22 protein-coding genes and 1 pseudogene are annotated in these 24478 nt (G+C 70.6%); 10 read left to right on the forward strand and 13 right to left on the reverse strand.

What is annotated here, in order from left to right; all coding sequences use genetic code 11:
- Positions 1–61: 61 nt before the first annotated feature.
- The 3 genes from AC2XR2_RS34380 to AC2XR2_RS34390 all read left to right on the forward strand — a co-directional run bounded on the left by AC2XR2_RS34380 (position 62) and on the right by AC2XR2_RS34390 (position 3574).
- Positions 62–1381, forward strand: a complete 1320-nt coding sequence (locus tag AC2XR2_RS34380) for a copper amine oxidase (protein ID WP_491517160.1) — start codon at positions 62–64, stop codon at positions 1379–1381.
- A 114-nt stretch (positions 1382–1495) separates the two neighbouring features.
- A complete protein-coding gene (locus AC2XR2_RS34385) occupies positions 1496–2740 on the forward strand; it encodes a DUF5919 domain-containing protein (RefSeq protein ID WP_381300005.1) in 1245 nt (414 codons plus the stop codon).
- 111 nt (positions 2741–2851) lie between these two features.
- Complete coding sequence (locus AC2XR2_RS34390) at positions 2852–3574, forward strand: 3'-5' exonuclease (RefSeq protein WP_381300006.1); 723 nt, start codon at positions 2852–2854, stop codon at positions 3572–3574.
- A 7-nt stretch (positions 3575–3581) separates the two neighbouring features.
- On the opposite strand, the gene AC2XR2_RS34395 is transcribed toward AC2XR2_RS34390, so the two are convergent.
- Complete coding sequence (locus tag AC2XR2_RS34395) at positions 3582–4568, reverse strand: DMT family transporter (protein WP_491517161.1); 987 nt, start codon at positions 4566–4568, stop codon at positions 3582–3584.
- An 81-nt stretch (positions 4569–4649) separates the two neighbouring features.
- Here AC2XR2_RS34395 and AC2XR2_RS34400 point away from each other — a divergent pair, with 81 nt between their 5' ends.
- Complete coding sequence (locus tag AC2XR2_RS34400; RefSeq protein WP_491517162.1) at positions 4650–5558, forward strand: LysR family transcriptional regulator; 909 nt, start codon at positions 4650–4652, stop codon at positions 5556–5558.
- Between the two features lie 46 nt (positions 5559–5604).
- Here the strand turns inward: AC2XR2_RS34400 and AC2XR2_RS34405 are convergent, their stop codons facing one another.
- The gene (locus tag AC2XR2_RS34405; RefSeq protein WP_491517163.1) at positions 5605–6459 is read right to left on the reverse strand and encodes a phosphotransferase; all 855 of its coding nucleotides are present in this window, start codon (positions 6457–6459) and stop codon (positions 5605–5607) included.
- A 201-nt stretch (positions 6460–6660) separates the two neighbouring features.
- Between AC2XR2_RS34405 and AC2XR2_RS34410 the strand changes: the two genes are divergently transcribed.
- From AC2XR2_RS34410 to mgt, 4 genes and pseudogenes are all read left to right on the forward strand, one after another.
- Positions 6661–7593, forward strand: a complete 933-nt coding sequence (locus AC2XR2_RS34410) for a carbohydrate ABC transporter permease (protein WP_491517164.1) — start codon at positions 6661–6663, stop codon at positions 7591–7593.
- The gene (locus tag AC2XR2_RS34415; RefSeq protein ID WP_330263733.1) at positions 7590–8423 is read left to right on the forward strand and encodes a carbohydrate ABC transporter permease; all 834 of its coding nucleotides are present in this window, start codon (positions 7590–7592) and stop codon (positions 8421–8423) included. Before AC2XR2_RS34410 ends, AC2XR2_RS34415 begins: the two co-directional genes overlap by 4 nt.
- Positions 8423–9694, forward strand: a complete 1272-nt coding sequence (locus tag AC2XR2_RS34420; protein ID WP_491517165.1) for an ABC transporter substrate-binding protein — start codon at positions 8423–8425, stop codon at positions 9692–9694. Before AC2XR2_RS34415 ends, AC2XR2_RS34420 begins: the two co-directional genes overlap by 1 nt.
- Positions 9695–9700: 6 nt before the next feature.
- Positions 9701–10973, forward strand: a pseudogene (gene mgt / locus AC2XR2_RS34425) (macrolide-inactivating glycosyltransferase).
- 72 nt (positions 10974–11045) lie between these two features.
- Here the strand turns inward: mgt and AC2XR2_RS34430 are convergent.
- Entirely contained in the window at positions 11046–13313 is a 2268-nt protein-coding gene (locus AC2XR2_RS34430) for an MMPL family transporter (RefSeq protein ID WP_381300015.1), read from the reverse strand.
- Positions 13314–13547: 234 nt separating this feature from the next.
- Here AC2XR2_RS34430 and AC2XR2_RS34435 point away from each other — a divergent pair, with 234 nt between their 5' ends.
- Both AC2XR2_RS34435 and AC2XR2_RS34440 read left to right on the forward strand, forming a co-directional pair.
- Positions 13548–14096 carry a DUF1697 domain-containing protein gene (locus AC2XR2_RS34435; protein ID WP_491517166.1) on the forward strand — a complete coding sequence of 183 codons (549 nt, stop codon included), beginning with the start codon at positions 13548–13550 and terminating at the stop codon, positions 14094–14096.
- Positions 14097–14155: 59 nt separating this feature from the next.
- On the forward strand, positions 14156–15175 hold the full coding sequence (locus AC2XR2_RS34440) for a ketopantoate reductase family protein (protein ID WP_491517167.1): 1020 nt from the start codon (positions 14156–14158) through the stop codon (positions 15173–15175).
- Positions 15176–15182: 7 nt separating this feature from the next.
- Here AC2XR2_RS34440 and AC2XR2_RS34445 read toward each other — a convergent pair whose 3' ends face one another.
- From AC2XR2_RS34445 to AC2XR2_RS34490, 10 genes are all read right to left on the reverse strand, one after another.
- The gene (locus tag AC2XR2_RS34445) at positions 15183–15920 is read right to left on the reverse strand and encodes a sirohydrochlorin chelatase (RefSeq protein ID WP_449353359.1); all 738 of its coding nucleotides are present in this window, start codon (positions 15918–15920) and stop codon (positions 15183–15185) included.
- Between the two features lie 5 nt (positions 15921–15925).
- Positions 15926–16804 (reverse strand): ABC transporter permease, encoded by an 879-nt coding sequence (locus tag AC2XR2_RS34450; protein WP_381300020.1) that lies wholly within the window; start codon positions 16802–16804, stop codon positions 15926–15928.
- A complete protein-coding gene (locus tag AC2XR2_RS34455; protein WP_330263725.1) occupies positions 16791–17600 on the reverse strand; it encodes an ABC transporter ATP-binding protein in 810 nt (269 codons plus the stop codon). Before AC2XR2_RS34455 ends, AC2XR2_RS34450 begins: the two co-directional genes overlap by 14 nt.
- A gap of 13 nt (positions 17601–17613) precedes the next feature.
- Complete coding sequence (locus tag AC2XR2_RS34460) at positions 17614–18717, reverse strand: aliphatic sulfonate ABC transporter substrate-binding protein (RefSeq protein ID WP_449353360.1); 1104 nt, start codon at positions 18715–18717, stop codon at positions 17614–17616.
- Between the two features lie 222 nt (positions 18718–18939).
- On the reverse strand, positions 18940–20274 hold the full coding sequence (locus AC2XR2_RS34465) for a sulfate adenylyltransferase subunit 1 (RefSeq protein ID WP_381300023.1): 1335 nt from the start codon (positions 20272–20274) through the stop codon (positions 18940–18942).
- A 2-nt stretch (positions 20275–20276) separates the two neighbouring features.
- Positions 20277–21215 (reverse strand): sulfate adenylyltransferase subunit CysD, encoded by a 939-nt coding sequence (cysD, locus tag AC2XR2_RS34470; RefSeq protein ID WP_330263722.1) that lies wholly within the window; start codon positions 21213–21215, stop codon positions 20277–20279.
- Positions 21212–21748, reverse strand: coding sequence for an adenylyl-sulfate kinase (gene cysC, locus AC2XR2_RS34475; RefSeq protein WP_381300025.1), 537 nt, complete (start codon positions 21746–21748; stop codon positions 21212–21214). The genes cysD and cysC overlap by 4 nt, the downstream gene beginning before the upstream one ends.
- Positions 21749–21771: 23 nt before the next feature.
- The gene (locus AC2XR2_RS34480) at positions 21772–22482 is read right to left on the reverse strand and encodes a phosphoadenylyl-sulfate reductase (protein WP_123763790.1); all 711 of its coding nucleotides are present in this window, start codon (positions 22480–22482) and stop codon (positions 21772–21774) included.
- The gene (locus AC2XR2_RS34485; protein WP_330263720.1) at positions 22479–22658 is read right to left on the reverse strand and encodes a hypothetical protein; all 180 of its coding nucleotides are present in this window, start codon (positions 22656–22658) and stop codon (positions 22479–22481) included. The genes AC2XR2_RS34480 and AC2XR2_RS34485 overlap by 4 nt, the downstream gene beginning before the upstream one ends.
- Positions 22655–24352: a nitrite/sulfite reductase gene (locus AC2XR2_RS34490; RefSeq protein WP_449353363.1), complete on the reverse strand. Its 1698-nt coding sequence runs from the start codon at positions 24350–24352 to the stop codon at positions 22655–22657. Before AC2XR2_RS34490 ends, AC2XR2_RS34485 begins: the two co-directional genes overlap by 4 nt.
- Between the last annotated feature and the right edge of the window lie 126 nt (positions 24353–24478).

The raw sequence follows: 24478 nt of genomic DNA on the forward strand, positions 1-24478 counted from the left end.
GCCGCGCCTCTTCTTCGTCCACTTTTCCCACCTGCTCCTTCCGCAAGGGAGTCATCTCTTCATGCGTGTCAACAGAATCAGCCGCGCGCGCAGGCACGCGGCCCTCGGCGTTTCCGTGGCCGCGCTGGCCGCCGGTGTCACCACCGGAGCGGGACCCGCCGCCGCCCAGCCGAAGGCCGCCGCCGCTGCCGCCGCGGAGTGCAGCTCCGCCTACAAGATCGAGCAGAAGCTCTCCAGCGGCACGACCTGGAGCATGTGCTGGCGCTACGACAGCAAGGCCGGGCTCGTCCTGGAGGACATCTCCTACCAGCCCAAGGGCGAGACCAAGGCCATCAAGGTCCTCAACAGCGCCCGGCTCGGCCAGATCCACGTCCCCTACGACGACGGCAGCGTCGAGTACGACGACCTGACCGGCTTCGGCTTCGCGCAGGGCCTGATGAACCTGGACCCGGGCGAGTGTCCCGGCGGCACCATCAAGAAGGTCAAGGTCCCCGACTCCTGGGACCCGGACCAGCCCGACGTCAACGGGCTGTGCACCACGACCCGCTCCCGCGGCCACGCCTACCGCATGCAGGGCGACAGCGCCAACAAGGTCTACCAGGCACAGGGCAAGGACCTGCTGGTCTACTCGGTCAACCAGGTCGGCTGGTACGAGTACATGACCGAGTGGCGCTTCCAGGACGACGGCACCATCACCATGAACCTGGGCGCGACCGGCAGCCTGTCGTACTACGACTACGACGCCGGCGACGGCCGCGGCTGGCCCATCGGCAAGGGCCCCCGCGCCCAGGCCACCAGCCACAGCCACAACGCCTTCTGGCGCCTGGACTTCGCCCTCGACGGCTCCTCCAAGAACCGCGTCGAGCAGTACGACTCGACGGTCACCGCGGCCGCCCAGGGCCAGCAGGCGCCGAGCACCAAGACCACCCGTACCCCGGTCACCAAGGAACTCGCCGGCGACGCCAAGAGCTACCGCTGGTGGCGCGTGGTCAGCGCGGTCGGCAAGAACAAGGACTGGCACCCGCGGTCGTACGAGATCGTCCCCGGGCCGAGCACCAAGTACCCGGGCCGCAGCTTCACCAAGCACGACATGTACGTCACCGAGTACAACCCGTGCGAGCAGTTCGCCAGCAACAACCCCGGCAACTGCGGTACCGGAGCGGGCAAGTCGGTGGACAAGTGGGTCGACGGCCAGACCCTCACGCACCCGGTGGTCTGGATGAACGTGGGCTTCCACCACATCGCCCGCGACGAGGACCAGCAGCCCATGCCGGTCCACTGGCAGGGATTCTCCATCGCCCCCAGGGACGTCACGGCTATGAATCCGCTCACTCCGGCCGAGCTCGCCGGGCAGAACGGGCAGTGGACGCCCGGTAGTTGAGATTGACCCTGTCCATCCGGCTGCACCGCCGACCGCTCCCGGAGTACCCTTCCTTGATCGTTGGGTGGGGAGACCCTCCGGGCAGCGCCCGGGGGAGCGGAAGGCGGTGCGCGGGTGGGCTCGGGAGGGCTGGAGTTGCCCCCTGGTGACGAGGGTCACGAGGGGAACTCCCAAGACGCCCCGCCCGGCACGGTGTCCCTGGCACGGCCGATGGACGCGGGAGCGACGATCGGGCCGGAGCTGGACTGGGACGCCGACGCCTGGCGCGAGGTGCGTACGCGCGCGCAGCGCGCGGGGCGGGCCTACATCTGGCTGAACCTCGTGGAACAGCGGCTGCGGGCCGTCGTGGCCGCCGTGCTGCGTCCCATCTACGAACCCGTCCACGGCCACGACGACTGGGTGGTGGCCGCCGCCGGACCTGCCGGACAGGAGTGGGTCCAGCGCGCGGTCGCCGTCCGCGAGGTCAGCCGCCGCAAGGGCTACCTGCTCGACCCCGCCGACGACAACGTGCTCAGCTTCCTCACGCTCCCGCAGCTGCGGGAGCTGATGGTGCAGCACTGGCCGTGCTTCGAGCCCTACTTCGACGAGCGCCGGGACGTCGAACTGGCCCTGGACGAGCTGGAGGTGACGCGCAACGTCGTCTCCCGCAACCGGGCCCTGTCCGAGGCCGTCCTCGGCCAGGCCGAGCGCGCCTCCGCCAAGCTCCTGGACATACTCGGCGCCGGCGGTGACGTACCGTCCGCCCGGCGACTGCCCGTGGACGCGGTCGAGGACCTGGTGGGCGACCGGTACGCCGACGTGGTCGCCGTCCACCCCGACCGGGTGCGGCTGCTGCGGCAGTTCCCCGCCGAGGACATCTTCGGCGGCGCCCGCCGCCTCGACGCCGTCGGCATCGGCCTCAACCTCCTCGTGCAGAACTTCTCCGGCCGCCGCCTGGTGCGGCTCGCCGAGGCCGGCTGCCGGGTGCGGCTGCTGTTCCTGAACCCGGCCTCCAGCGCCGTCAAGCGGCGCGAGCGGGAACTGGGCATGAAGCGGGGCGAGTTGAGCCGCTCCGTCGAGATGAACATCCTCCACATGCGCCGGGTGCGGTCCAGGCTGCGCGACCCGGGCGCCTTCGAGATCCAGGTCTACGACGAGACACCGCGCTTCTCGGCCTACCTGGTGGACGCCGACGGCTCGGACGGCATCGCGGTCGTGCAGTCCTATCTGCGCCGGTCCAGGGGCATGGAGGCACCCGTTCTCGTGCTGCGCAACGGCAACCGGGTGGTGAAGGCGGGCGACGTGGACGACAGCGGCCTCTTCCCGACCTACCGCGAGGAGTTCGAGACGAACTGGGCGGATTCACGCCCGGTGTCCTGAACTGTCCCGAACCGCAGGGGCGGTAAGCGGAACGCAGTCCTCTGATTGTCAGTGGCGCATGGGAAGGTGGAGACCACTGGGGGAAAGCACCACCAAGAAGGGGGACCGCCCATGGGCTGGCACCAAGAGCTGCTGATCGGCTTCGACCTGGAGACCACCGGCACCGATCCGCGCGAGGCGCGCATCGTCACGGGAGCCGTGATCGAGGTCAGGGGCGGACAGCCGCTGGGGCGCCGGGAGTGGCTGGCGGACCCCGGTGTGGAGATCCCAGCGGACGCCGTGGCGGTCCACGGCATCAGCAATGAGCGGGCCGCAGCCGAGGGCCGCCCCGCCGACCAGGTCGCCGACGCCATCGCGGACGTCCTCACCACCTACTGGAAGACCGGCGTCCCGGTCGTCGCGTACAACGCCGCGTTCGACCTGAGCCTGCTCTCCGCCGAACTGCGCCGGTACGGCCTGCCGTCCCTGCGGGAGCGCCTGGGCAACCTCGACCCCGCCCCGGTCATCGACCCGTACACCATCGACCGCTCGGTGGACCGCTACCGCCGCGGCAAGCGCAACCTCGAAGCGGTCTGCACCGAGTACGGCATCGCCCTCGACGCGGCCCACGACGCCTCCGCCGACGCCCTCGCCGCGGCCCGGCTGGCCTGCGCGATAGCCGTCCGCCACCCCAAGGTCGCCGCGTTCGGCCCGGCGGAACTGCACCGCCGCCAGATCGAGTGGTACGCGCAATGGGCGGCGGACTTCCAGGACTTCCTGCGCCGCAAGGGCGACGCGACCGCGGTGGTCGACGGCACGTGGCCACTGCGTGAGCCTGCCGACGAGACGGTGTGAGAGACCCTCACGGGAGCAGAGCCGGCGGGGTGGGCGCCGCGGTGTCGCTCGACGGCGTACCTGGGCGCCCGATGTCCTCCTCGGGGGGTCGGACTTCCCTGCGGCGCACGCCGGTCGCGCGGTGGGCGCGCTCCACGGACTGCCCCCAGTAGGTGCCGGTGACCATCAGGACCGCGCCCAGCCCGGTCAGTACGGTGAAGTGCTCGCCGCCCAGGGCGACACCGACCGCGGCGGCCCAGATCGGCTCGGTGCCCAGCAGCAGACTGGCCCGGCTGGCCGAGGTGCGCTGCACGGCCCAGGTCTGGGCGAGAAACGCGAACACACTGCAGAACAGGGCGAGATAGACCAGCTGGGTCCAGGTGGCCGCATCCGCATGGGCCAGGGTCGGCAGGTCCCGTGCGGCCGGGACCAGGAACAGGGCGGTGCCCACGAGGGTCTGCACGGTCGTGAGGTGCAGCGGCCGTATCGCCCGCCCCGCGGTGAGCCGGCCGACCAGCGCCACATGGCCCGCCCGTACCACGGCGGCGCCGAGCATCAGCAGGTCGCCGAGGCGGGGCGCGTGGAAGCCGTTGCCCGCCATGAGGAGTCCGACGGCCAGGACGCACAGGCCGGCCGCGGCGTAGAAGACGGGCGGGAGACCGCCCCGGTGACCGGCGCGGTCCAGAAGGGGGGTGAGGACGATGGTCAGGCTGATGATGAGACCCGCGTTGGCGGCGCTGGTGTGGGCGACACCGTAGGTCTCCACGACCAGGACGGCGGCCTGGGTGAGGCCGAGGGGAAGGCCGGCGCGCAGTTCCTCGCGAGTCCACCGGTGCGGCCCTCGACCGGGAGCGGCCACCACCCCCAGGCAGGCGAGCGCGGACAGGGCGTAGCGGGCGAAGAGCACCAGCAGGACGGGGAGAGCGGAGGTCGCGGTCTGGGCGGACAGATAGCTGGAACCCCAGACGAGCGCGACCAGCAGGAGTACCGCGTCGGTACGGCGGGCGTCGGACACCCGACCCACACTGCACCCAACCGTCTCTGAAGCCCAGAACCAGTTCCTTCAACGATCTTTTAGCACTCCTACACTGTGGTGATGGACGAACGTCAGCTGCGGATCCTGCGGGAGCTGGGCGAACTGGGCAGTGTCACCGCGGTCGCCGAGGCACTGCTGGTGACCCCGTCGGCCATCTCCCAACAGCTACGGCTGTTGCAGCGCTCGGTGAAGGTGCCGCTGACCGAGCGCGACGGACGCCGACTGGTGCTCACCGACGCCGGGCAGGCCCTGGCGGGCGCTGCCATCGAGGTGGAGACGGCACTGGCACGCGCCCGGCACACCGTCGAGGAGTTCGTGGACCGCCCCGACGGCGAGGTGTCGGTGGCGGCGTTCCACAGCGCGGCTGCGGCCTTCTTCCCGCTGCTGCTGCGGTCACTCGCCGGTACGGACGGTCCGGTGCCGAGGCTGGCCGACGAGGACGTCCCGCAGGAGGACTTCCCCCGCCTCACCCGCGCGTACGACATCGTCCTGGCCCACCGCCTGGAACACGCCCCCGCCTGGGCGCCCACGGTGACTGCCACCACCTTGCTGCGCGAACCCCTGGACGTGGCCATGCCCGCCGATCACCCCTTGGCGGCCAAGCGCCGGGTGACCCCCAAGGACGTGGCCGGCGAACCCTGGATCACGGTCCACGACGGCTTCCCGGTCATGGCCACCATCGAGGCGATCGGGGCGGCAGCGGGCCACCGACTCCACCTGGCCCACCGCATCAACGAGTTCGCGGTGGCGGCGGAGGCGGTGGCGGCGGGGGGTGGCCTGGCGTTGATGCCCCGCTGGACGACCCGCCCCCACCCGGCACTGACCCTGAGACCCCTGACCGGCGTCCGCGCCAGACGCCACATCGACGCCTTGTACCGCCCGGAGAGAACAGCGAGGAGGGCGGTCAGGACGGTTTTGACGGAGCTGAAGAAGGCAGCACTCTGGTTTCAGGGTGAGCAGAGTCCTTAGGGGCGCGGGGAACTGCGCGACCAGCCACGACGGACCCGCACCCGCCCTAGAACGGATACCACCGCACAGTCGAATCCCCGTCCCGCAAAGACCCCACCCTCCGCTCGAACTCCACCAAAGCCTTCGGATTCGACGCCGCATGCTGCGCCACCCACGCACAACTGGCCGTCTCCCGAGCCCCCCGCAACACCGCACACCCCTCCCACTCCCGCACGTCCCACCCGTACGCAGCGGTGAACGCGTCATAAGCGGCCGCAGGCACCCCGTACCGATCCCGGGACAGCGCCATCACCACCAGATCGTGCTCCCGCAGATCCGAGGAGAAGGTCTCCAGGTCGACCAGGACCGGCCCGGACGGCCCCACATGCACGTTCCGGGGCAACGCGTCCCCATGGATCGCCCCCGGCACCAGATGAGGCGTCACCCCCGCCACCGCCCCCGCGAACCCGTCCCGCCGCTGTCGCAGATACTCCGCGTCGGCGGCGGAGATGGCGTCCCCCGCGAGCCGCAGCCACCGCTCCACACCCCCCAGCAACTCACGGCGAGGCAACGCGAAAGGCGGGGCCGGCAGCGCGTGCACCACCCGCAGCAGTTCGGCCAGATCCCGCGGCTCGGCGGGGCGTACGGCGTCCGGCAGCCGGTGCCACACCGTCACCGGGTGCCCCTGGACCAGTCGCGCCTTCGGTTCGGCCGCGCGTACCGCCGGCACCCCCGCCTCCGCGAGCCACACCGCGATGTCCAGTTCCCGGCGGGCCCGGTCGATCAGCTCGGCGTCGCGGCCGACCTTGACGACCAGGTCGCCGGCGGCGAAGACGGCGTTCTCGCCGAGCGCGAGCAGCGGCGCCGACGCCGGCAGCACCCCCGCCGCGTCCAGTACGTCCCGCGCCCGTGCCTCGTCCATCGTCCGGCCTCCAGTCCGCCGTAGGTCCGCAGGCTCGCCTGCGCCACCGGGAACGGCGTCATCGAGCCAATCATCGGCCAGTCTCGCATCAGCACAGGTCGGCCCGTGTGCGCGCGGTCTTGACGGGGCATGGCGCGGTCACGACCATGACGGGGCCCACCGGACTCGTACCGTCACGATCCGCGCGAAGGAGCCGATCACGTGACAGTGGTGACCGCGACGAAGCGGCCGGCGCGCGACGCCCCGCGTGCAGGGAACGGGCGGACGTCCGACCGTGGGGCCTGGTTCCTGGTGCTGCCCGCGCTGATCCCGATCCTGGTGCTGAGCGTGGGCCCCCTGCTGTACGGGATCCTGCTGGCCTTCACCGACGCCCAGTCCGGCCGGACCCGGGCCACGCAGTGGATCGGCGGACTGAACTTCCAGGACCTGCTGCACGACACGCTGTTCTGGGAGTCGTTCCGGATCGGTCTGGTGTGGGCGGTCGGCGTGACCGTCCCGCAGTTCCTGCTGGCACTCGGTCTCGCCCTGCTCCTCGACCAGGACCTCAAGCTGCGCTGGCTCGCCCGCGCCCTCGCGATCATCCCGTGGGCCATGCCCGAGGTCGTCGTCGGTGTGATGTGGCGGCTCGTCTACAACCCGGACGCCGGCGTCCTCAACGAGACCCTCCGCGCCTTCGGCCTCGGCGACGGCCGGGACTGGCTCAGCGGCCTGTCCACCGCGCTGCCCGCCGTGATCGTCGTGGGGGTCTGGGCCGGGATGCCCCAGACCACGGTCACCCTGCTCGCCGGCCTCCAGAACACCCCGCGCGAACTCCACGAGGCCGCCGCGATGGACGGCGCGGGCGCCTGGCGCCGCTTCCGCACCGTCACCTGGCCCGCCCTGAGACCGGTCGCGCTCGCGATCACCGCGCTCAACTTCATCTGGAACTTCAACTCGTTCGCCCTGGTGTACGTGCTCACCAGCGGCGGTCCCGGGGGCCGGACCCGTCTCCCGATGCTCTTCGCCTACGAAGAGGCCTTCCGCTACGGCCAGTTCGGTTACGCCGCCGCGATGGGACTCGTGATGGTCGCCGTGGTCTCCCTGCTCCTCACCCTCTTCCTGGTGGGCCGATTGAAGGCGGGTGACGAGGCATGAGGACCAGCACCACCGGCCGCGTCGGCCAGTACGCCGCCCTCCTCGGGTATCTCGTCTTCCTCGCCTTCCCGTTCCTCTGGCTGGTCTCCACCGCCTTCAAGTCCCCGCGCGAGCTGGGGAGTCTGCACCCCACCTGGATCCCGCGGCACCCCACCCTCGACAACTTCCGCCAGGCCTTCGACGAACAGCCCCTGCTGCGCGCCGCCGGCAACTCCCTGCTGGCCGCACTCGCCGCCGCCGTGATCGCCGTACTGATCGCGACACCGCTCGCCTACGTCATGGCCCGGCGCCGCACCCGGCTCGCGAAGGCCGCCACCGGCTGGGTGGTGGTCAGCCAGGCCTTCCCCTTGGTGCTGGTGATCATCCCGCTGTTCCTGGTGCTCAAGGAGCTGCGGCTGATCAACTCCCTCGCGGGGCTCGTGATGGTGTACGTCGTGTGGGCGCTGCCGTTCGCGCTGTGGATGCTCGTCGGATACGTGCGTGCCGTGCCGACCGAGCTGGAGGAGGCGGCCGCCGTCGACGGTGCCGGACGCCTCAGGACCCTGGTGTCGGTGACGGCACCGCTGCTCGCGCCGGGGATCGTGGCGACGGCGCTGTTCGCCTTCATCACCGCGTGGAACGAGTTCTTCTTCGCGCTGGTGCTGCTGAAGACGCCGGAGAAACAGACCCTGCCGGTCGTCCTCACCCACTTCATCGGCGCGGAGGGCGTCGCCGACCTGGGCCCGCTCGCGGCCGCCGCCTTCCTCGCCACCCTTCCCTCGCTGATCATCTTCGCGATCATCCAACGGCGCATCACAGGAGGCATGTTGGCCGGGGCGGTGAAGAGCTGATGCGCGCACGATGGATCGTCGTCCTCGCCCTGCTCCTCGCGGGATGCACCGGCACGCCCGACTCCGACGGCGACCCCGTCACCCTCCGCTTCCAGTCCCTGGCCTGGCAGGAGGAGTCCGTCGAGGCCAACAAGGAACTCGTCAAGGAGTGGAACGCGACCCACCCGGACGTCAAGGTCGAGTACGTGCAGGGAAGTTGGGACAGCGTCCACGACCAGCTGCTCACCTCCTTCGAGGGCGGCGAGGCGCCGGACATCATCCATGACGCCTCCGACGACCTCGCGGACTTCGCCTACGGCGGCTACCTCGCCGATCTGAGCGACCTGCTGCCCGGGCGGCTCAAGTCCGACATCCCGCAGCGGAGTTGGGACACGGCCACTTTCGGCGACGGCGTCTACGGCGTGCCGTTCCTCCAGGAACCCCGGGTCCTGATCGCCAATGCCAGGTGGCTGAAGGAGTCCGGCGTACGCGTCCCGACCCCCGAACACCCCTGGAGCTGGGCGGAGTTCCGGCGGATCACGCACCAGCTCAGCGGGGGCGGGAAGTACGGCGTGGCCTGGCCGCTCAAGGAGCCCGTCTCCGCGACCCTCAACCTCTCCCTGTCGGCGGGCGGACAGCTGTTCCACCGGGGCGACGACGGCAAGGTCACCATCCGCTTCGAGCGGGCCGACGAGACCGTGCCGCGCACCATCCACGACCAGGCGAACACCGACCACAGCGCCTCGCCGACCACCCTCGGCAGCGGCGGCTCCGACACCCTGCCCGGCTTCTTCGGCGGCAAGTACGCGATGGTCCCGCTCGGCTTCTCCTACCGCCAGCAGATCGCGCAGCAGGCGCCGAAGGGCTTCCGGTGGCAGGTGCTGCCCGCCCCGGCCGGCGCCGACGGACTCACCCAGGGCGTCAGCCCGCAGACCCTGTCCGTCGCCGAGGACAGCCCGCACAAGGAGGAGGCGGCCGCGTTCATCGACTTCCTCCTCCAGCCGGAGAACATGGTCCGGCTGGCGCTCGGGGACTGGATGCTGCCCACCGGCACGGCAGCCCTCGAGGACCCCGCCCTGCACACCGCGAAGGACGGCTGGGCGACGGGCACCGCCCTCGCCGCGCACCTCCGGTCGGCCCCGGCACAGTCCGTGCGCGGCTACCCCGAATGGAAGGACAAGGTCGCCACCCCCGCCTTCCAGGAGTACTACAGCGGCGCGATCGACCTCGGTGAGCTGCGCAAACGCCTGGAGGAGGACGGCAACCTGGTGCTGGCCCGCTACCAGCGCTGAAACCCGGTGCCCACGGGGAGCCCCGTCCCGCAATCCTCCTTGTACGAGACGTCTCGTCTCGTCTATGCTCCCTGTCATGACCAGTCGCTCGCACATCGCCATGTTCTCCGTCGCCGCCCACGGCCATGTGAACCCCAGCCTGGAAGTGATCCGCGAGCTCGTGGCGCGGGGGCACCGGGTCACGTACGCCATTCCGCCCCTGTTCGAGGAGAAGGTCGCCGAGACCGGTGCCGAGCCCAGGCTCTGGAACTCCACGCTGCCCGGACCCGACGACGATCCCTCGGCCTGGGGCTCCGAACTCCTCGACCACGTGGAGCTCTTCCTCGCCGACGCGATGCAGGCCCTGCCGCAGCTCGTCGAGGCCTACGAGGGCGACGCACCGGACCTCGTGCTGCACGACATCACCGCCTACCCGGCCCGGATCCTCGCCCACCGCTGGGGAGTCCCGGCGATCTCCCTCTCGCCGAACCTCGTCGCCTGGGAGGGGTACGAGGAAGAGGTCGCCGAGCCCATGTGGGCGGAGCCCAGGAGCACCGAACGCGGGCAGGCCTACTACGCCCGTTTCCAGCGGTGGTTGGAGGAGAACGGAGTCCGACTGCACCCGGACGCCTTCGTCGGCCGCCCCGACCGCTCCCTCGTCCTGATCCCCAGGGCCCTCCAGCCCCACGCCGACCGGGTCGACGAGCGGGTGTACACCTTCGTCGGCGCCTGCCAGGGCGATCGCGGCGCGCAGGGGGAGTGGCGGCGGCCGGCCGCGGCCGAGAAGGTGGTGCTCGTCTCCCTCGGCTCCGCCTTCACCAAGCGGCCCGACTTCTACCGGGAGTGCGTCAAGGCCTTCGGCGACCTCCCCGGCTGGCACCTCGTGCTCCAGGTCGGCAGCCATGTCGACCCGGCCGAGCTGGGTGACGTACCGGACAACGTCGAAGTGCGGTCCTGGGTACCGCAGTTGGCGATCCTCAAGCAGGCGGACCTGTTCGTCACCCACGCCGGCGCGGGCGGCAGCCAGGAGGGACTGGCGACCGCCACGCCGATGATCGCCGTACCGCAGGCCGTGGACCAGTTCGGCAACGCGGACATGCTGTGCGGGCTCGGGGTCGCCCGGCGGATCGACACCGAGGACGCGACCGCCGAGGCGCTGCGGGAGGCCGCCCTCGCGCTGGTCGACGATCCCGAAGTCGCCCGGAGACTCAAGGAGGTTCAGGCGGAGATGGCCCAGGAGGGCGGCACGCGCCGGGCGGCCGACCTGATCGAGGCCGAACTCGCCGCACGCCGTGCATGAGTGAGGGCCCGTTGGCACCCCGGTCGCCAACGGGCCCTCGGTATCGGGGGGTTCGGTCCCCGCCCCGGAGGGTCAGACCCTCACACGCTCACCCTCGTCGTCCCGGGCCGCGGGGGCCGCCACGGCGTCCGCGGTCTCGTCGTGGGTGAGGTCCGGCAGCCGGTTCAGCCACTTCGGCAGGTACCAGTTGCGCTCCCCGAGCAGTGCCATGACCGCCGGGAGCAGCACACCCCGGATGATCGTCGCGTCGATGAGGACCGCGGCCGCGAGACCCACGCCCATCTGCTTCATGGACTGCATGGACAGCGTTCCGAAGATCGCGAACACGGCGACCATGATGACGGCGGCGCTGGTGACGACACCGGCCGTGGTGACCACCCCGTGCTGGATCGCGTCCTTCGTCGTACGGCCCCGCAGCCGCGCCTCGCGGATCCGCGAGACCACGAACACGTGGTAGTCCATCGACAGGCCGAACAGGATCACGAAGAGGAACAGCGGCAGCCAGGTGATGATGGCGCCGACACCCTCCGCGCCCACCAGGGACGCGCCCCAGCCGTGCTGGAAGACCGCGACGAGAATGCCGTAGGCCGCGCCCACCGACAGCAGGTTGAGCACGATCGAGGTGATCGCGACGGTCAGCGAGCGGAACGACAGCAGCATCAGCACGAAGGCGAAGACCACGACGAACGCGAACACCGGCACGACCGCCCCGGTCAGCTGGTCGTTGAAGTCCTTGGAACCGGCGACCTGTCCGGTGATCGGCGCCTCGAGCCCGTCGACCTTGCCGAGCGTGGCCGGACGCACCTCGTCGCGCAGCTTGTCCAGGCTCTGCCCGGCCTTGTCGAAGTCGGAACCGCCCACCAGCGGGACGTACACGAAGGCCAGGTTCTGCGCGTCGTGCAGCTTGATCTCGACCGGGCCGCGCGAGGCGCCCGAGGAGATCGCCCTCGCCTTGAAGTCGGCCAGCGCGCCGGTGACTTCGGGGGCGTTGATGTCGGCGGCCTTGACGACCACCTCGGCCGGCTCGGAACCGCCCGGGAAGGCGTCGTTGACCCTGTTGTAGGTCTGCACGATCGGCAGCGAGTCGCCGAACTCCTGGTCCAGGGTGAGGTTCTGGGTCTTCATGCCGAGCGCGGGTGCCGCGATCGCGAGCAGCGCGCCGGCCGCGACCACGACCGAGACGACCGGCTTCGCGAGGACGCCCTTCAGCACGGCGGTCCAGAACCGGCTCTCCCGGTTGCCGGCCGCCCGCTTGCGGCGCAGCTTGCTCTCCGGGTGCAGGAAGGGGATCTTGCCCTTCTCGACCCGCTCGCCGAGCAGCGAGAGCAGCGCGGGCAGCACGGTCACGGAACCGACCATGGCGACCGCCACGACCATCAGCGAGGCCAGGCCCATCGCCTCGAACTCGGCGAGCCCGGTGAACAGCATCCCGGCCATCGCCACGCACACCGTGACACCCGAGACGATGATCGCGCGGCCACTGGTGGCGGCGGCGATCCTGAGGGCGGTCTGGGCGTCCCGTCCGGCCTGCCGCTCCTCGCGCTCACGGCGCAGATAGAACAGGCAGTAGTCGACGCCCACGGCCAGACCGACCAGCAGCATCACGGAGTTGGCGGTGTCGCTCATCGGCATCACATGGCTGACGATGCCCATCAGACCCATCGTCGCCATGATCGCGCTGACCGCCAGCAGCACCGGCAGCAGCGCCGCGACCAGCGCGCCGAAGGCGATGAGCAGGATGCCGAGGGCCACCGGCACCGCGGAGAGCTCGGCCTTCTCGAAGTCGTCGCCGAACGCGTCGTCGAACGTCTTCATCATGCTGGCGCCGCCGATCTCCTCGATCCGCAGCGACCCGTGCTCCTTCTGCACCCCCTCGACGGCCTTCAGCACCGGCTCGACCCGCTCCCCGGCGGTGTCCGCCTCGCCGCGCATGTCGAACTGCACGAGTGCGCTGCGGCCGTCCTTCGAGATCGTCTTCGTGTCGTACGGCGATGTCACGTCCGTGACCTTGCCGGTGCCCTCGACCGCCTTCATCACCGCGGCGACGGCGGCCCTGAAGTCGGCGTCGGTGGCCTTGCCGCCGGCGTCCTTGGCCTGGATCAGCACCGTCTCACTCGCCGGTTCGTCGATCCCGGCGTCCTCGATGATCTTCGCGGCGGTGTGGGTCTCGCCCTTCAGCTGGTCGCTGTCCTTGACGTCGACCCGGCCCGCCGCCGAGCCGAGTCCCATGGCCAGGACGACGAACAGCACCCAGATACCGACGGCAGCCCATCGGTGCCGTGCGCTCCAGCCGCCGGCCCGGGCGGCCAGGCCCCGCACCCTTGTGTCTCCGTTCCCCATGACGGGCTTGCCCCCTAGGAAGCGGTGGCAGCCCCCTGCCGCCACCTTTCGCTTCGAAGGTATGAGCTGGATAAATTCTTCTCGTCGTGCTGTCCGGTGAAGTGCGGGGGCCGCCGGCTCCTCCCAGGGGACCGCGCCCCCTCCGTACTGGGGAGGACCGTGACCCTTACATCTAACGGACCTTGTGCGGGGCGGTGATCGGGGTCCGCGCGAGACCCGTCCTAGGGTGGGCGCATGACGACCACGTACGCGGCGCTGCTGCGCGGAATCAACGTCGGCGGCAGCAGGAAGGTCCCCATGGCCGACCTGCGCACGCTTCTGGAAGACCTCGGCTTCAGCGGGGTGCGCAGCTACCTCCAGAGCGGCCAGGCCGTGTTCACCGCCGACCACGGTGACGAGGAGTCCCTGGCCGCCGAACTCACGGGCGCGATCGAGAAGCGGTTCGGCTTCCCGGTCGACGTGCTCGTCCGCGACCACGCCTACCTGACGGCCGTCGTCGACAACTGCCCCTTCCCGGCGGCAGAGTTGGAGGCCAAGCAGCTCCACGTCACCTACTTCTCCGCACCCGTCGACGAGGACCGCTTCGCGGAGATCGACCGCGCCGCCTACCTCCCCGAGGAGTTCCGCCTGGGCGACCGCGCCCTGTACCTCTACGTCCCGGACGGCCTCGGCCGCTCCAAGCTCGCCGAGCACCTGTCGAAGCCGCGGCTGAACAAGGGCGTGATCGCCACGAGCCGGAACTGGAACACGGTCGTCAAGCTGGTGGAGATGACCGGCGGCTGACCGCACCGACTCCGAGTGCGGGGTGACAGGGGCTCGTGCCGCTGTGCGAGGCTCCTCCCATGCGCTACATCATCATCGGGGCAGGGGCGGTCGGCGGGGCCGTGGGCGGGCGGCTGGCGGGGGCCGGGCACGAGGTCGTGCTGGTCGCGCGGGGCGCGCAGTACGCGGCGCTCAGGGACGGCGGACTGCGACTGCGGGTGCCGGACGGCGAGTTCACGTACCGGCTGCCGGTCGTGGACGGACCGGCCGGACTCGGCACCCTGCGCGCCGACGACGTGCTCGTCCTCGCCGTGAAGACCCAGGACACCGAGGCCGCCCTGGCCGCGTGGGGCCCGGCCCCGGTCGAGGGCGGCGGCACCGCGGCCGCGCGGCTGCCGCTGCTGTGCGCGCAGAACGGCGTGGAGGGCCAGCGGGTGGCCCTGCGCCGCTTCCGGCACGTGTACGGCGTCTGCGTGTGGCTGCCGGCCACCTTCGTGACCCCCGGGGTCGTCTCCGCCGCGGGCAGCCCGCTCACCGGCATCCTGCACCTGGGCGTTCATCCGCGCGGCACCGACGAGACCGTCCGGCTGATCGCCGCCGACCTGGAGAAGGCGAGGTTCGAGGCGCCGGTCGTGCCGGACCTGGCCCGCTGGCAGTACGCCAAACTGCTGTCCAACCTCGCCAACGCGGTCGAGGCGGTCACCGGTCCCGTCGAGGGCGAGGCGGCGCTGGAGTTCGTCGAGCGGGTCCGGGCGGAGGGCGCGGCCGTCCTCGACGCCGCCGGGATCGCGTACGCGAGCGCCGAGGAACAGCGCGCGCGACGCGGCGACAAGGTCACCCTGCTGCCCCTGGCGGACGCCCCGCGCGGCGGCGGCTCCTCCTGGCAGTCCCTGACCCGCGGCACCGGCACCGTCGAGGCCGACTACCTCAACGGCGAGATCACCCTCCTGGGCCGCCTGCACGGCGTCCCGACCCCTCTCAACGAACTCCTCCAGCGACTCGCCAACACCTTCGCCCGCGAACACCGGGAGGCGGGATCGATGCCCCTGGCCGAGCTGGTCCGGCTGGCCGACGAGGCCGAGGCCGCCGTAGCCGCGTAAGAACCCCTCACGCACTCACAGGCAGCGGCAGCGCCCCCGCCGACGCCGTGTCGTACCGCCGGAGCAGCACCCGTGCCACCTCCGGCGCCGCCCCCAGCACCTCGGCGAGCACGTCCGCGTCCGCCGCGCCCCGCGCGATGCGGTCCGGGAGGAAACCGGGGGCCAGGACGTACGGCGCCACGGCCACCCGCGCACAGCCCAGAGCCCGCAGTTCGCGCACCGCGTCCTCGGTGCGGGGCAGGGCCGCGGAGGCGAACGCAGGCCGCACGGCGCACCAACCGGTGTGCCGCCACTCCCGCGCGATGTCAGCGATCACTGCGATCGCCTCCGGGTCGGTGGACCCCGCCGAGGCCAGCACGACCCCGGTCGAGGACTTGTCGGCGGGCGTCAACCCCGCCTCGTACAGACGGCGTTCGAGCGCCGACAGGAGCAGCGGGGACGGACCCAGCACCTCCGCCTGCCGGATCCGCAGCTGCGGCGGCGCGTCCCGCAGCACCGCCGGGATGTCCGCCTTCGCGTGGAACGCGCGGGTCAGCAGCAGCGGAAGGGCCACCACGTCCCGTACGCCCTCCGCCGCCAGCGACTCCAACACCCCTTGTACGGAAGGGATGTTGAAGTCGAGGAAGCCGGTCTCCACCCGCACCCCGGGGCGCAGCGCGCGCACCCGTCGTACGAGAGCGTGCACCGTCGCGGCGTGCCGCGGATCGCGGCTGCCGTGGGCGATGACGAGGAGGACCGGCTTCATCGGGATCAGCTCTTCACCAGCAGACCGCGGCTGCGCAGCACCCACCGCTCCAGCGGGCTGAAGATCAGCAGGTCGATCGCGATGCCGACGAACAGGATGAGCAGGATCGCCTCGAACACCATGGCCATGTCGCTGTTGGTGCGGCCGTTCTCCAGCAACTGGCCGAGGCCCACACCCAGGTCGGGGAACTGGGCGATGATCTCCGCGGCCATCAGCGAGCGCCAGGAGAACGCCCACCCCTGCTTGAGGCCCGCCACATAGCCGGGCAGTGCGGCCGGCAGGGTGACGTGCCAGATGCCCTTGATGCCCGTCGCCCCCATGGTGCGGCCCGCCCGCAGGAACAGCGGCGGCACCTGGTCGACACCGGACACCAGGCCGTTGGCGATGGAGGGGACCGCGCCGAGCAGGATCACCGCGTACATCATGGAGTTGTTCAGGCCCAGCCAGATCACGGCCGGCGGCACCCACGCCACCGACGGCAGCGACTGGAGGCCGGACAGGATCGGGCCGATGGCCGCGCGGATGAACTTCACCCGGGCCACGATCAGGCCCAGCGGGGTGCCGATGAGCAGGGCGAAGAAGAAGCCCAGCAGACCGCGCGAGACGCTGGTCCAGATGTAGCCGAGCAGATCGCCCGCCAGCCAGGCGTCCTTGAACGTGGCGCCCACCGCCGAGGGCGAGGGCAGCTTGGAGGGATCGTCGACGATCGGGTAGAGCAGGGTCCAGACCACGAGGACCAACGCGAGCGCGACGACCGGCGGCAGGATCTTGCTGACCAGGGTCTGCCGGAGGGTCGGGCGGCCGGTGGTCCGGGTCTCCAGTGCGTCGAGGCCCGCCTCTACGCTGCCGGCGTCCTGGGCCGGTGCCGTGTCAGTGCTGGCCATGACGGCGGATCTCCCCACGCAGTTCTTCGGTGATCTCACGGGCCAGTTCGGCCACGGGCGCGTCCTCGATGCGGCGCGGCTGCGGGATGTCGACCGTCCACTCGCGGGCGATCCGGCCCGGGCGGGAGGACAGCAGGATGACCCGCTGTGCGAGCCGTACCGCCTCACGCACGTTGTGCGTGACGAACAGGACGGAGACCCCGGTCTCCTCCCAGATCCGGGTGATCTCGTCGTGCAGCACGTCCCGCGTGATGGCGTCGAGGGCCGCGAACGGCTCGTCCATCAGCAGCAGGTTGCTCTCCTGGGCGAGGGCGCGGGCCAGCGCCACGCGCTGGCGCATACCGCCCGACAGTTCGTGGACGCGCTTGCCGTACGCGCCCTTCAGCCGGACCAGTTCGAGCAGCTCCTCGGCCTTGCCGCGCCGCTCGGGCTTGGGAACTCCCCCGAGCTTCAGGGCGAGTTCGATGTTCTTGCCCGCGGTCAGCCACGGGAAGAGGGCGTGCTCCTGGAACATCAGGGCGGGGCGGCCGTCCGTCGTGATGGACCCGGCGGTCGGGCCGTCGAGCCCGGCCACCAGGTTCAGCAGGGTGGACTTGCCGCAGCCCGAGGCCCCCAGGAGGGTGACGAACTCGCCCGGCGCGACATCGATGCTGATGTCGTCCAGGACGAGCTGCTGTCCACCCGGTCCCGCGAAGGACTTCGAGACGTGATCGAGGCGTGCTGCGTACTCGACGGACTCGTCGGCCTTGGCGAGCGTCGTGGTCGTGGCCATGGTCGTCACCTCCTGGGAACTCATCGGGGAACGGGGGTCAGCTGGTGCCGAGACCGGCGGCGTCCACCGTGGACTCCCCGTCGGCCTTGAGGACCTTGTTGAGGATCGTGAGGTCGTAGATCCCGTTCAGGTCGGGCTTCTTCAGCAGACCGGCCTTGACCGCGTGCTCCGCTTCGGTGTTGAGGGTGGAGGCCAGCGGGTCGTTGGTGAACTGGATCGACTTCCAGGCCGGGTCCAGGACCTCGGGCTTGAGCGCCTTGCCGGAGTCGGCCTCCAGCTGCTTGTTGGCGGCCGCCTTCGCCTCGTCCGGGTTGGCGTTGATCCACTTGTTGGCTTCCACCGACGCCTTCAGGACGGCCTCGACCGCCTTCGGGTGCTCCTTGAGGAAGTCCTGGCGCACGATGATGTTCGTGATCACGAACTTCTTGTCCGGCCACAGCGACGCCTCGTCGAGCAGCACCTTGCCGCCCTCGGCGACCAGCTTGGACGCGGTCGGCTCCGGCACCCAGGCACCGTCGATGGAACCGGCCTTGTAGGCGTCCGGCGTGATCTTGTTGTCGGTGCGGACGACGGTGACGTCACCCTTGCCGCTCTGCGCGTCGACCTTCCAGCCCTGGTCGGCGATCCAGTTGAGGAACGCCACGTCCTGCGTGTTGCCGAGCTGAGGGGTGGCGATCTTCTTGCCCTTGACGTCCTTGAGGGACTTGATCTTGTCGGGGTTGACGACCAGCTTCACACCGCCGGACGCGGAACCGCCGATGATCTTCAGGCTCTTGCCGCCCGACTTGACGTAGCCGTTGATGGCCGGGGAGGGGCCGATCCAGCCGATGTCGATCGACTTGGAGTTCAGCGCCTCGATCTCGGACGGACCGGCGTTGAAGGTCGCGTACGACGCCTTGGTGGCGCCCAGCTCCTTCTGGAAGAAGCCCTTGTTCACGCCCACGAGCGCGGTGCCGTGGGTGAGGTTGCCGAAGTAGCCGATCTTGACGGAGTCGAGTCCGTCGATCTTCTTGGCGCCGGCGGCGACCTTGGCGGTGTCGGTGTCCTTCGACTCGGAGCCGTAGCCGCACGCGGCGAGGGTGAGCAGCGGGAGCGCGGCGATGACCGCGAAGGAGCGGCGCAGAGCGGATGAAGCAGGCACGGGAGGTGTTCCTCTCGGAGGCCCGGCGGTCACGGTCTTTCAGGTCGTGGCCGGGAGGTCGGCAGGTTTGCGTCTACGGCTGTGGGGGGACGGGGCGCGCAAGCGGTGCGCGTACGTCAACGCACACATCGCGCCACTCCGCCCTGCCCGCTGCCGAGCGCGCCGCTGCCTACGCGGCCGCCCTCCTTCGCGAACGTGGACCAGTAGTCGGTGGAGTTCATGTCAGAAGTCCCACCCGTCGTCCTCGGCCTCGTCCTTGACGGGCTCCGGGGACGCGAACGACTCGCCGACCATGCCCGCGGTGAGCGTGGTGCCGTCGTTCGGGTCGATGAGGATGAACGAACCGGTGCGCCGCGAGTCCGAGTAGGAGTCGACGGGCAGGGGTTCGGCGGTACGGATCTTCACCCGGCCGATGTCGTTGGCGACGAGCTGTCCCGGGTGCGGGTGCAGGGACAGGTCGTCGAGCGTGAGCCGGGACGGGATGTCCTTCACGATCGCCTTGACCGTGCGGGTGCCGTGCTTGAGCAGCACCCGGTGACCGACCGTCAGCGGGGCGTCGGCGACATGGCACACGGTCGCCTCGATGTCCTGGGTGGTCGGCGGGGCGTCCTTGCTGGGCACCAGCAGGTCGCCGCGCGAGATGTCGATGTCGTCCTCCAGGAGGATCGTCACCGACTGCGTCGTCCAGGCCACGTCCACCGGCTCACCGAGCAGGTCGATACCCGCGATCTTCGTGGAGCGGCCCGAGGGCAGCACCGTGACCTGCTCACCGACCCGGAACGAACCGGCGGCGATCTGACCGGCGTACCCCCGGTAGTCGGGGTGCTCGGCGGTCTGCGGCCGGATCACGTACTGCACGGGCAGGCGGGCGTGGCAGTGCGACAGGTCGTGGGTGACCGGGACCGTCTCCAGGTGCTCCAGGACGGTCGGGCCGCCGTACCAGTCCATGTTCGCGGACGGCTCCACCACGTTGTCCCCGGCCAGCGCCGAGATCGGGATCGCGGTGACCTCCGGGACGCCCAGCTCGGTCGCGTACGCCGTGAACTCCTCGGCGATCGCGGCGAAGACGGGCTCGGCGTAGTCGACGAGGTCCATCTTGTTGACGGCGAGGACGACGTGCGGCACCCGCAGCAGCGCCGCGAGGGCCGCGTGCCGGCGGGTCTGCTCGACGACGCCGTTGCGGGCGTCGATGAGGATCACCGTCAGCTCGGCCGTGGAGGCACCCGTCACCATGTTGCGGGTGTACTGCACGTGGCCGGGGGTGTCGGCGAGGATGAACCGGCGCCGGGGCGTGGCGAAGTAGCGGTAGGCCACGTCGATGGTGATGCCCTGCTCGCGCTCGGCGCGCAGCCCGTCGGTGAGCAGCGCCAGGTCGGGCGCGTCCTGCCCCCGGCTCAGGGAGGCGCGCTCCACGGCCTCCAGCTGGTCGGTGAGGACCGACTTGGAGTCGTGCAGCAGCCGGCCCACGAGGGTGGACTTGCCGTCGTCGACGGAGCCCGCGGTCGCGAACCGCAGCAGGGTCGTCTCCGAGAGCACCTCGGAAGTGGTCGTGCTCATGGTTAGAAGTACCCCTCGCGCTTGCGGTCTTCCATCGCGGCCTCGGACATCTTGTCGTCGGCGCGGGTGGCGCCCCGCTCGGTGAGCCGGGAGGCGGCGATCTCGGTGATGACCTGTTCCAGCGTCACCGCGTCGGAGTCGACGGCACCCGTGCAGGACATGTCCCCGACGGTCCGGTAGCGCACGAGCCGCTTCTCCACGGTCTCGCCGTCCTTCGGGCCGCCCCACTCACCGGCGGTCAGCCACATGCCGTTGCGCGCGAACACCTCACGCTCGTGCGCGAAGTAGATCTCCGGCAGCTCGATGCCCTCCCGGGCGATGTACTGCCACACGTCCAGCTCGGTCCAGTTGGACAGCGGGAAGACCCGGACGTGCTCGCCGGGCGCGTGGCGGCCGTTGTACAGGTTCCACAGCTCGGGCCGCTGACGGCGCGGGTCCCACTGCGAGAACTCGTCCCGCAGCGAGAACACCCGCTCCTTGGCCCGGGCCTTCTCCTCGTCCCGGCGGCCACCGCCGAACACGGCGTCGAACTTCTCCGCCTGGATCTTCTCCGTCAGGGGAAGCGTCTGGAGCGGGTTGCGGGTCCCGTCCGGACGCTCCTTGAGCACACCGCGGTCGATGTAGTCCTGGACGGAGGCCACATGCAGGCGCAGCCCATGGGCGGCGACCACCCGGTCCCGGTACTCGAGGACCTCGGGAAAGTTGTGTCCGGTGTCCACATGCAGCAGCGAGAACGGCACCGACGCCGGGGCGAACGCCTTGAGCGCCAGATGCAGCATGACGATGGAGTCCTTGCCGCCGGAGAACAGGATCACCGGCCGCTCGAACTCGCCCGCCACCTCGCGGAAGATGTGCACCGCCTCGGACTCCAGCGCGTCCAGGTGCGAGAGGGCGTACGGAGCCTCCGTGCCCTCCTCCGCCGTGGCGACAGTCGTCGTCATGCCAGTCCCCTCTCGGTGAGCAGCGTGTGGACCGCCGCCGCGGACTCCTGGACGGTCTGGTGCTGCGACTCGATCCGCAGATCGGGCGACTCGGGCTCCTCGTAGGGGTCGTCCACCCCGGTCAGCCCGGACAGCTCGCCCGCCGCCTGCTTGGCGTACAGGCCCTTCACATCGCGTACGGAGCACACCTCGACCGGAGTCGCCACGTGCACCTCGATGTACGCCGTGCCGCTCTCCTGGTGGCGCTTGCGCACCGCCTCACGGCTGTCGGCGTACGGCGCGATGACCGGGACCAGCGCCTTGACGCCGTTGCGGGCGAGCAGTTCGGCGAGGAAGCCGATGCGCTGCACGTTGGTGTGCCGGTCCTCGCGGCTGAAGCCGAGGCCCGCGGAGATGAACTCGCGGATCTCGTCGCCGTCGAGCACCTCGACGAGGTGGCCCTCCTCGCGCAGCCGGCCTGCCAGCTCGTACGCGATGGTGGTCTTGCCGGCACTCGGCAGACCCGTGAGCCAGACGGTGGCTCCGGTCGTCACGTGCAACTCCTTGTCGGTGGCGGTCATCCGTGCAGCCCGCACTCGGTCTTGGCGCGCCCGGCCCAGCGGCCGGCGCGCGCGTCCTCGCCCTCCAGGACACGGCGGGTGCAGGGGGCGCAGCCGACGGACGCGTAGCCGTCCATCAGCAGGGGGTTGGTGAGCACGCCGTGCTCCTGGACGTAGGCGTCCACGTCGTCCTGGGTCCAGCGGGCGATGGGGGAGACCTTGACCTTCTGCCGCTTCTCGTCCCAGCCGACGACCGGGGTGTTCGCCCGGGTCGGGGACTCGTCGCGGCGCAGTCCGGTCGCCCAGGCCACGTAGTCCTTCAGGCCCCGCTCCAGCGGCTCGACCTTGCGCAGCTTGCAGCACAGGTCGGGGTCGCGGTCGTGCAGCTTCGGGCCGTACTCGGCGTCCTGCTCGGCGACCGTCTGACGCGGGGTCAGCGTGATGACGTTGACGTCCATCACGGCTTCGACCGCGTCCCGGGTGCCGATGGTCTCCTCGAAGTGGTAGCCGGTGTCGAGGAAGACGACGTCCACGCCCTTCATCGCGCGGGACGCGAGATGGGCGACCACCGCGTCCTCCATCGACGAGGTCACGCAGAAGCGCTTGCCGAAGGTGTCGACGGCCCACTGGAGGATCTCCAGCGCGGAGGCGTCCTCCAGGTCGCGGCCCGCCTGCTCGGCGAGGGCCTTGAGGTCGTCGGTCGTGCGCTCTTCCTGGATCGCGGTCATATCCGGTCTCCCCCTGCGTCGTTGTGCTGAAGGCCCCGGGCGAGCAGCCCGAGGAACTTCAACTGGAATGCGCGGTTGCACGCCGCGCATTCCCACGCGCCGTGGCCCTGCTCGCTCGGACGCAGGTCCTCGTCACCGCAGTAGGGGCAGTAGAACGGGGCGGCACGCTCGCTCATGAGAGGGCCTCCTCGGAGGCGCGCGAGGCCCAGGCGGCGAACCGCTCGCCGTCCTCACGCTCGGCCTGGAACCGCTTCAGGACGCGCTCGACGTAGTCGGGCAGCTCCTCGGCGGTGACCTTCAGGCCACGCACCTTGCGGCCGAACCCGGCCTCCAGACCGAGCGCGCCGCCCAGGTGCACCTGGTAGCCCTCGACCTGCTCGCCCTTGTCGTCGAGGACCAGCTGGCCCTTGAGACCGATGTCCGCCACCTGGATACGGGCGCAGGCGTTCGGGCAACCGTTGATGTTGATGGTGAGCGGCTCGTCGAACTCCGGGATCCGGCGCTCGAGTTCGTCGATCAGGGTGGAGCCGCGCTGCTTGGTCTCGACGATGGCGAGCTTGCAGTACTCGATGCCGGTGCAGGCCATGGTGCCGCGCCGGAAGGGCGAGGGCTTGGCCGTCAGGTCGAGTGCCTCCAGGGCCTCGACCAGCGGCTCGACCTGGGCCTCCTCGACATCGAGAATGATCATCTTCTGCTCGACGGTGGTCCGGACCCGGCCCGAGCCGTGCGCCTCGGCGACCTCGGCGATCTTCGTCAGGGTGGCACCGTCGACGCGGCCGACGCGCGGGGCGAAACCGACGTAGAACAGGCCGTCCTTCTGGCGGTGCACACCGACGTGGTCGCGCCAGCGGCCCGAGGGCTCGGCGGGCGCGGGGCCGTCGACCAGCTTCCGCTTCAGGTAGTCGTCCTCCAGGACCTGGCGGAACTTCTCCGGGCCCCAGTCGGCGACGAGGAACTTCAGACGGGCACGCGTGCGCAGCCGCCGGTAGCCCCAGTCACGGAAGATGCCGACCACACCGGCCCACACCTCGGGCACGTCCTCCAACGGCACCCAGGCGCCGAGCCGGACGCCGAGCTTGGGGTTGGTGGACAGGCCGCCGCCGACCCACAGGTCGAAGCCGGGGCCGTGCTCGGGGTGCTCGACACCGACGAACGCGATGTCGTTGATCTCGTGCACCACGTCCAGGAGCGGGGATCCCGAGATCGCCGTCTTGAACTTGCGGGGCAGGTTGGAGAACTCCTTGCTGCCGATGTACCGCTCGTGGATCTCGTCGATGGCCCAGGAGCCGTCGATGATCTCGTCCTCGGCGATGCCGGCGACCGGCGAGCCGATGACCACACGCGGGCAGTCGCCGCAGGCCTCGGTGGTGGAGAGGCCGACCGCCTCCAGGCGGTTCCAGATCTCCGGGACGTCCTCGATGCGGATCCAGTGCAGCTGGATGTTCTGCCGGTCGGTGACGTCCGCGCTGCCGCGCGCGAACTCCTCGGAGATCTCGCCGATGACGCGCAGCTGCTGGGTGGTGAGGCGTCCGCCGTCGATCCGCACCCGCAGCATGAAGTACTTGTCGTCCAGCTCCTCCGGCTCCAGGATCGCGGTCTTGCCGCCGTCGATCCCGGGCTTGCGCTGGGTGTAGAGGCCCCACCAGCGCATCCGCCCGCGCAGGTCGTTGGGGTCGATCGAGTCGAAGCCGCGCTTCGAGTAGATCGTCTCAATGCGTGTCCGCACATTGAGACCGTCGTCGTCCTTCTTGAACTGCTCGTTGCCGTTGAGCGGGGTGTGGTGCCCCGCGGCCCACTGACCCTCACCGCGGTGACGGCTCACCTTGCGGCGGGGCGCTGCGGCAGCAGGGTTCTGCGGGGTGGCGGCCATGGTTGTTACGTCCTTCGGGACAGGCGGAAAGCGGCTCTTACCTGCGCGTACGGGCGCATGGGTATACCTGCGCGTCATTGCGCGGGGGAGGAGAACGAGAAGAGGTACCGGGTGACGCTGCGGCTC

It is taken from the genome of Streptomyces sp. LS-MS-L19 (assembly GCF_058382285.1).

Coding starts and splice junctions, on each gene's coding strand:
- AC2XR2_RS34490 (WP_449353363.1), bottom strand. CDS start 24,352: ATGGCCGCCACCCCGCAGAACCCTGCTGCCGCAGCGCCCCGCCGCAAG.
- AC2XR2_RS34455 (WP_330263725.1), bottom strand. CDS start 17,600: ATGAGTTCCCAGGAGGTGACGACCATGGCCACGACCACGACGCTCGCC.
- AC2XR2_RS34380 (WP_491517160.1), top strand. CDS start 62: ATGCGTGTCAACAGAATCAGCCGCGCGCGCAGGCACGCGGCCCTCGGC.
- AC2XR2_RS34400 (WP_491517162.1), top strand. CDS start 4,650: ATGGACGAACGTCAGCTGCGGATCCTGCGGGAGCTGGGCGAACTGGGC.
- AC2XR2_RS34445 (WP_449353359.1), bottom strand. CDS start 15,920: ATGAAGCCGGTCCTCCTCGTCATCGCCCACGGCAGCCGCGATCCGCGG.
- AC2XR2_RS34480 (WP_123763790.1), bottom strand. CDS start 22,482: ATGACCGCGATCCAGGAAGAGCGCACGACCGACGACCTCAAGGCCCTC.
- cysD (WP_330263722.1), bottom strand. CDS start 21,215: ATGACGACGACTGTCGCCACGGCGGAGGAGGGCACGGAGGCTCCGTAC.
- AC2XR2_RS34420 (WP_491517165.1), top strand. CDS start 8,423: ATGCGCGCACGATGGATCGTCGTCCTCGCCCTGCTCCTCGCGGGATGC.
- AC2XR2_RS34450 (WP_381300020.1), bottom strand. CDS start 16,804: ATGGCCAGCACTGACACGGCACCGGCCCAGGACGCCGGCAGCGTAGAG.
- AC2XR2_RS34430 (WP_381300015.1), bottom strand. CDS start 13,313: ATGGGGAACGGAGACACAAGGGTGCGGGGCCTGGCCGCCCGGGCCGGC.
- AC2XR2_RS34440 (WP_491517167.1), top strand. CDS start 14,156: ATGCGCTACATCATCATCGGGGCAGGGGCGGTCGGCGGGGCCGTGGGC.
- AC2XR2_RS34485 (WP_330263720.1), bottom strand. CDS start 22,658: ATGAGCGAGCGTGCCGCCCCGTTCTACTGCCCCTACTGCGGTGACGAG.
- AC2XR2_RS34405 (WP_491517163.1), bottom strand. CDS start 6,459: ATGGACGAGGCACGGGCGCGGGACGTACTGGACGCGGCGGGGGTGCTG.
- AC2XR2_RS34415 (WP_330263733.1), top strand. CDS start 7,590: ATGAGGACCAGCACCACCGGCCGCGTCGGCCAGTACGCCGCCCTCCTC.
- AC2XR2_RS34435 (WP_491517166.1), top strand. CDS start 13,548: ATGACGACCACGTACGCGGCGCTGCTGCGCGGAATCAACGTCGGCGGC.
- AC2XR2_RS34465 (WP_381300023.1), bottom strand. CDS start 20,274: ATGAGCACGACCACTTCCGAGGTGCTCTCGGAGACGACCCTGCTGCGG.
- AC2XR2_RS34390 (WP_381300006.1), top strand. CDS start 2,852: ATGGGCTGGCACCAAGAGCTGCTGATCGGCTTCGACCTGGAGACCACC.